Source organism: Vibrio sp. 1874 (assembly GCF_033344395.1).
Classification (GTDB): domain Bacteria; phylum Pseudomonadota; class Gammaproteobacteria; order Enterobacterales; family Vibrionaceae; genus Vibrio; species Vibrio alginolyticus.
Genome location: NZ_JAWPOR010000035.1, coordinates 1 through 6,368 on the forward strand (window position 1 = coordinate 1; position 6,368 = coordinate 6,368).

Below are 6,368 nucleotides of genomic sequence, written 5' to 3' on the forward strand. Positions count from 1 at the left end.
GGGGTCGCGGGTTCGAGTCCCGTCCACTCCGCCACTTATATTAAGCCTCAGTCGAAAGACTGAGGCTTTTTTCGTTTCTACTGCGGCGTTTCCCTGAAGTGTGTTTACACCTAATTAGACTACTCCCCATAATCCCTACTAAGTGAACTTTGCGTGATTACACACTAGGCTTTAATTAATATAGGCCGTTGATGCTGTGGAAAGACAATATGACCTACAAACAAACCTAAGTAATCTATGGTATTCAAAGGCGTTCAACGGCTTGAATCTTGATGAGAAAGAAAAAACGAACTGTGCGCATAATCCAGAAAAGCGTCATATATACCCCCAATCTCTCCTGGCTCAAAAATCAAACGACTTGAAAAAAATTGGAAGGTGAAAGATTGAAGGAGCTCTTCATTAGCGAGGTGATGATTTTCGACGCTGAACATTTGATGAGTCTCAGAAAAAATATATCGCCAAGGGGTAAGAAGCGCCAAAACAGAGAGGGGTAGCTTAGCTCGAGGCTGTAAGCTATGCGGAATACTCACAAACGTCAAAGCTCAAACCCATTAAGAGAGTCGCTCTAGATCTAAGTGGTTATGTGCTCACTAGCGGTACTAGAAAATAGTTAAGTATTCCAAATGGATTATATGAAAAAGCCAACTGCTAAAGCGGTTGGCTTAGTATAAAAATTTCGACGTACTTTAGAGCGAGAAATGATGTCTAAAGAATACGTTTTAAAACACCATCTGCCTTTAGGCGGGTAATTTTTCTGACCAGTCGCTGTACCTCTATAGGATAGTCTTCTACTTTCTCTAATTGCTTATAAGTACAGATAAGGTGAGTATGCTCAAGAATACGCGAAACTTCGTCTTCAAACTTCTCAGTGAGCTTCGCATAATTGTCTTGTATGAGTAGCCCATTTTCTAGGTCGAGTGACCAAGCACGTGGATTTAGGTTATTCCCAGTAAGTAGCATATAGCGTTTATCAACCCAAATACCCTTAAGGTGGAAGCTGTTATTGTCATGCTTCCATAGGTGAATTGACAATTTACGTGCGGCGATATTCGCTTCATTGGCTTTCGCAAAGCGACGCAAATTCACTTCGTAAAGATATGGAAGTCCGCCAATGGTTTTAAAGTCTTCCTCAGGTGCAATGTAAAAGTCGTTGGCGGTTTTATCACCCACAACAATAGTTACTTTCACACCACGCTTCATGGCTCGTTTCACTTCACGATGAAGTGCTTTAGGGAAGTTAAAGTAAGGCGTACAAATGAAAATTTCGTCTTGGGCTGCTGCCAATAACTTTACAATCTGTTGATTGAGTAGATTACGGCGTTTGCCTAGCCCAACTAACGGAGTGACTTTTACGCTTTCTTCTGTTGCAGCTTGGTCTTCAAACTTATAATTGGCTTGAGCAAGAGAAGCCCTCAGTTGGCGAATCGCCGACTTAATTTCTTTGGTTTCTGGCTTATCTTTTCCTGCAAGATCATTAACGGCAGGGTGAGCAATCATTTCTTCCTGAATGAATTGCACCATTGAATTCGCTAAAGATTCATGTCGAATCACATGGTAACGATCAAATCGATAACGTTCATGATAATGGAGATAAACGTTATTTAAGCTCGCCCCACTGTAGATAACAGTATCATCGACAATGAAGCCTTTTAAATGCAGTACCCCAAAAACTTCTCTGCCACGCACTGGTATGCCATAGACAGGGATTGGGTGTTGGTATTTGCTGGCATATGCTTTGTAAAGCGCTGAATTACCCTCAGATGTCTCCGCACCAATCAGGCCACGCTGCGCTCGATGCCAGTCGACACAGATATTGATGTCCAACCCAGGATTGCGCTGTTTCGCTTCATAAAGCGCAGTGAGAATTTCACGTCCAGCTTCATCATCTTCCAGATATAGAGCGACTAGGTAAATTCGCGACGTTGCTTTGCTGATAGCATCTAAAAGACGGGTTCTGAATGATTCTGCTGAATACAGAACATCAAAGTCTTCCGGATTGACAGCGAGACTTGGCAACTGTTCGAATGGATTCCTACTTACTATCATATCGGTATGAGTACCTTAGTTTAGTGCAATATTGCGAACCTGCCATTTTATCAAAGATATGATTTACCTGGCTACAAAAGCACGCGTTTTGATGTCGTTGAAGAGATGAATTGCATTGGAATGAGATCTTTACCGCTATCTACATAACGTTGAAATGCCATTTTTAGCGGGTGTGGTAGCTCAGAGCAATCAATTGTTGTGAATCCATGCTTGGAATAATAGGATTCGAGATGTGTAAACGCGAAGCAATAATCGCCATCAGTGAAAACATTGTTTTTACAATGAGTTAGTAGTTCTTTTCCAATCCCTGTTCCCCTAACTTTCGGAATGACCAACATTCCTGTCAATAGACGAACTTTATCTACACTTTTTAAACGTAGTAACGCAATGATTTCACCTTTATGGCTTGCTGTAATGATCAATTCATCTTTTTTGGCTCGACCCGCAGGGTAATACGCTTTGTATAGTTTCTTAATGAGGGGGAGCTTGATGGGATTTAACACTTCTATGATTAATGAGTCTGGTATTGTCACTGCGGTTAAAAGATAACTAATGTAGAATGTCGACAGTTTAAGAGAATCTTATCTGGTGTTGCAAACCTACTATGCAAATTAAAACAAATGCGAGCCTAAAGGCTTACCATACTTTTGGAATTGAACAATCGTGTTCCTATTTAGCTATCGTTGAGTCGCTTGAAGATGTTATTGAGCTATTTCAAAACCCAAGATTCACCCATTTACCGAAACTTTTTTTAGGTAAAGGAAGTAATGTTCTTTTTACAGAACATTTTGAGGGATTAGTGATTGTTAATCGAATCATGGGTAAAGAAGTCACGGAAACGGATGAGCACTACCTATTACATATTGCCGGTGGTGAAGATTGGCCTGAATTGGTTTCCTGGTGTGTGAATCAGGGGATCGGTGGGATCGAGAACTTAGCTTTGATTCCAGGTTGTGCTGGCTCGGCTCCTATTCAGAACATTGGTGCGTATGGCCTAGAGCTAAAAGACATCTGTGATTATGTAGATGTTCTTGATCTAACTACGTTTGAAAACAAAAGAATGCACGCCCAAGACTGTGAGTTTGCCTATAGGGATTCCATATTTAAACATGCGTTGCACGGAAAGTGCTTTATCACCGCATTAGGGCTTAAGTTGGCGAAGCAATGGCAGCCGATTAACCAGTACGGTCCTTTACAAAGTATCCCAGAAGAACAACTCAGCCCTGCTTCTATCTTCGAACGAGTATGCCAAGTGCGAAAGGCAAAACTGCCAGATCCAACCAAGATAGGTAACGCAGGTAGTTTCTTTAAAAACCCAGTGATCACGCAAGATCACTATGATCGACTCACAAAAAAATACCCTAACGTAGTGGCCTACCCAGCTTCTGGAGGAATGAAAATTGCTGCTGGTTGGCTTATCGATCAGTGTGGATTAAAAGGGAAGTCTGTACACGGTGCGCAGGTCAACCCTATGCAAGCTTTGGTTTTGACCAACATGGATAATTGTAGTGCTGATGACATTGTCGCGCTTGCTTCTTTAGTGAAGCAGACGGTATGGGATAAATACCAAATCATACTTGAGCATGAAGTACGCTTTCTCAATCGTACCGGGGAGACGAATTTGACTCAGATCGAGGCATCTAGATGAGAAAAGATCACTCTACGAAACTTCATATTTTAAGGTTATTAAGTGATGGAGAGTTTCATTCAGGAGAAGCGTTGGGCGACGATCTTAATGTTTCCAGAGCGGCAATCGCTAAGCACATTAAAGGTCTTAGTGAATGGGGTATTGATATTTATCGAGTGCAAGGGCGTGGTTACCAATTAGCTTCACCATTGCAGTTGTTAGACGAGACACTCCTGACCACTAGCTCGGAGTCACTTGTTGAACTTGTCCCTGTGATTGACTCAACGAACCAGTATTTGCTCGACAGAGTCGTGGATTCGGAAAAGGGCCGTGTTTGTATTGCTGAATATCAAGCACAAGGGCGTGGTCGCCGCGGTAGACAATGGGTCTCACCGTTTGGCTCTAACTTATATCTCTCTATGTATTGGCGACTGGATGCGGGAATGGCTGCGGCAATGGGCTTGAGCTTGGTGATTGGGATTGCCGCAGTGGAAGCTCTGGAAGAAGTAGGCATGCAAGGTGTTAAACTCAAGTGGCCGAATGACTTGTATTATCAAGATAAAAAACTGGCCGGAATCTTGGTTGAAATGTCGGGTCAGGCCGGTGGGGCTGCTCATCTAGTGATTGGGATGGGCCTGAATATTGGAATGCCTGACGACCAGCCTGAGATTGACCAGCCATGGACCACGTTGAACCAAGTAAATCAGAGTCTCAAGATCGATAGAAATGTTCTAGCAATGACACTTATCAAGCATTGGAATTCCGCACTTGTCGAATATGAAATGAAAGGACTTACTGGCTTTATCGAACGTTGGAATCGGTTAGACAATTTCCTTAATCGTCAGGTCAAACTGCTTATTGGTCCTAGAGAGGTATATGGCGTCGTTCGAGGCATCGATCATCAAGGTGGAATATTAATTGAAACCTCCCAAGGACTAGAGACTTATATTGGTGGTGAAATCTCGTTGCGTAAAAGTGACTAATCTTCGATTACTTTCGCAACGAGACTTTATCAACCAAGTGGTTAACGCCTTTGTGTAGAATCAAGTGGGCTCTCTCACGAGTTGGAAGAATATTCAATTCTAAATTGAGCCCATTAATATCATGCCAAATTTGCTTCGCTTTTTTCTTTGCGTCATCGACAGAGAGTTGTGTGTAGTGGCTAAAATAAGATCCAGGTTTCGTAAAGGCCCCTTGGCGAAACTTTAAAAAGCGTTCTACATACCAATGTTCAATGGTCTCTGTTTCTGCGTCGACATAAATTGAAAAATCTAAAAAGTCAGAGACGAAGACACGATGCGGGTCATGTGGATAGTCCATTCCACTTTGCAGAACGTTTAAACCTTCAATAATAAGAACATCCGGTCTATCCACTTTTCTTAGTTCATCAGTAATGTCATACGTGATGTGAGAGTAGATGGGTACTTCAAGATCGGGCTTTCCTGCCTTTACGTCAGACATGAACTCGACTAAACGCTTGATATCATAGGATTCAGGGAAGCCTTTACGATGCATGATACCGCGTTCTTCTAGTACTTTTTTCGGATATAGGAAGCCATCTGTTGTAACCAAGGAGACTTTGGGATGATTCTCCCAACGAGAAAGCAATGCCGTTAGAATACGAGCAGTCGTACTTTTGCCTACAGCAACACTGCCAGCGATACCAATTACGAAAGGGGGAGCATGTTCCTCTGTATTTAAGAATTGTTGTAATACGGAATTGCGGCTTTGACGAGCTTGGACATACAGATTCAAAAGACGAGACAAAGGAAGGTAGATCTCTACCGCTTCCTCCATGGTTAGGTTTTCATTAATGCCCTGAAGCGCAGTCAAGTCGTCTTCAGAAAGTGTCATCGGTACAGAGTTTCTTAACTCGGCCCAATTTGCACGGTCAAATGACAAAAATGGACTCATGGGTCTCTTTTATCCTTGGTTTAATAGAAGCAAGAACATACATCAAGCGAACTTCAAAGCAAACGACAAAGGTCGAAGTTTGCTTTAAAAAAGCTAAGTTTGTACGAATTTGCAGCAAACGAATCTGAAAAATCGAAATTTATGATTTTTTTTCAAATTACTATTGCAACCTAGAAAATCATTCAATAGAATGCGCACCACTTATGCCGACTTAGCTCAGTAGGTAGAGCAACTGACTTGTAATCAGTAGGTCACCAGTTCGATTCCGGTAGTCGGCACCATTCTTTCCTTTAGTAGTCTGAATGGCTTGAAAATTTGGAGGGGTTCCCGAGTGGCCAAAGGGAGCAGACTGTAAATCTGCCGGCACTGCCTTCGATGGTTCGAATCCGTCCCCCTCCACCATATTCTTTAGGAAATAGCTCTCAGAGTTACGTGTTGCGGGCATCGTATAATGGCTATTACCTCAGCCTTCCAAGCTGATGATGCGGGTTCGATTCCCGCTGCCCGCTCCACTCTAATTTGAGTGCTGATATAGCTCAGGTGGTAGAGCGCATCCTTGGTAAGGATGAGGTCGGCAGTTCGAGTCTGCCTATCAGCACCAGCTCTCAAGTTTATTTCCTTTTGATATTAGATTTACCAATTATCTTTTTTTGGTTGCGTGGTCAATTTGGGCCACCTAAATCCGTACCTAGAGGGACCACTCATGTCTAAAGAAAAATTTGAACGTACGAAACCGCACGTTAACGTTGGTACTATCGGCCACGTTGACCACGGTAAAACA

At 42.6% G+C, this 6,368-nt stretch carries 5 protein-coding genes and 4 tRNA genes; 6 read left to right on the forward strand and 3 right to left on the reverse strand.

The window, feature by feature from the left end; translation table 11 throughout:
* Positions 1-705: 705 nt before the first annotated feature.
* Complete coding sequence (gene pssA, locus R8N46_RS24015) at positions 706-2,046, reverse strand: CDP-diacylglycerol--serine O-phosphatidyltransferase (RefSeq protein ID WP_025768993.1); 1,341 nt, start codon at positions 2,044-2,046, stop codon at positions 706-708.
* 71 nt (positions 2,047-2,117) lie between these two features.
* Positions 2,118-2,549 carry a GNAT family N-acetyltransferase gene (locus tag R8N46_RS24020; RefSeq protein WP_031781233.1) on the reverse strand — a complete coding sequence of 144 codons (432 nt, stop codon included), beginning with the start codon at positions 2,547-2,549 and terminating at the stop codon, positions 2,118-2,120.
* Between the two features lie 101 nt (positions 2,550-2,650).
* On the opposite strand from R8N46_RS24020, the gene murB reads away from it, so the two are divergent.
* Together murB and birA are read left to right on the forward strand one after the other, a co-directional pair.
* On the forward strand, positions 2,651-3,694 hold the full coding sequence (gene murB, locus R8N46_RS24025; RefSeq protein WP_033907506.1) for a UDP-N-acetylmuramate dehydrogenase: 1,044 nt from the start codon (positions 2,651-2,653) through the stop codon (positions 3,692-3,694).
* The gene (gene birA, locus R8N46_RS24030) at positions 3,691-4,656 is read left to right on the forward strand and encodes a bifunctional biotin--[acetyl-CoA-carboxylase] ligase/biotin operon repressor BirA (RefSeq protein ID WP_033907505.1); all 966 of its coding nucleotides are present in this window, start codon (positions 3,691-3,693) and stop codon (positions 4,654-4,656) included. The genes murB and birA overlap by 4 nt, the downstream gene beginning before the upstream one ends.
* 7 nt (positions 4,657-4,663) lie before the next feature.
* On the opposite strand, the gene coaA is transcribed toward birA, so the two are convergent.
* Entirely contained in the window at positions 4,664-5,587 is a 924-nt protein-coding gene (gene coaA / locus R8N46_RS24035; protein ID WP_005388683.1) for a type I pantothenate kinase, read from the reverse strand.
* Between the two features lie 205 nt (positions 5,588-5,792).
* On the opposite strand from coaA, the gene R8N46_RS24040 reads away from it, so the two are divergent.
* From R8N46_RS24040 to R8N46_RS24055, 4 genes are all read left to right on the forward strand, one after another.
* Positions 5,793-5,868 (forward strand) — tRNA-Thr (locus R8N46_RS24040).
* A gap of 36 nt (positions 5,869-5,904) precedes the next feature.
* Positions 5,905-5,989 (forward strand) — tRNA-Tyr (locus tag R8N46_RS24045).
* A 35-nt stretch (positions 5,990-6,024) separates the two neighbouring features.
* Positions 6,025-6,099, forward strand: a tRNA-Gly gene (locus R8N46_RS24050).
* Between the two features lie 13 nt (positions 6,100-6,112).
* Positions 6,113-6,188: transfer RNA gene (locus R8N46_RS24055), tRNA-Thr, on the forward strand.
* The last annotated feature ends 180 nt before the right edge of the window (positions 6,189-6,368 follow it).

Excerpts from the sequence above, each read along its gene's own strand:
- pssA (WP_025768993.1), bottom strand. The coding sequence starts at position 2,046 with ATGATAGTAAGTAGGAATCCATTCGAACAGTTGCCAAGTCTCGCTGTC.
- murB (WP_033907506.1), top strand. The coding sequence starts at position 2,651 with ATGCAAATTAAAACAAATGCGAGCCTAAAGGCTTACCATACTTTTGGA.
- birA (WP_033907505.1), top strand. The coding sequence starts at position 3,691 with ATGAGAAAAGATCACTCTACGAAACTTCATATTTTAAGGTTATTAAGT.
- coaA (WP_005388683.1), bottom strand. The coding sequence starts at position 5,587 with ATGAGTCCATTTTTGTCATTTGACCGTGCAAATTGGGCCGAGTTAAGA.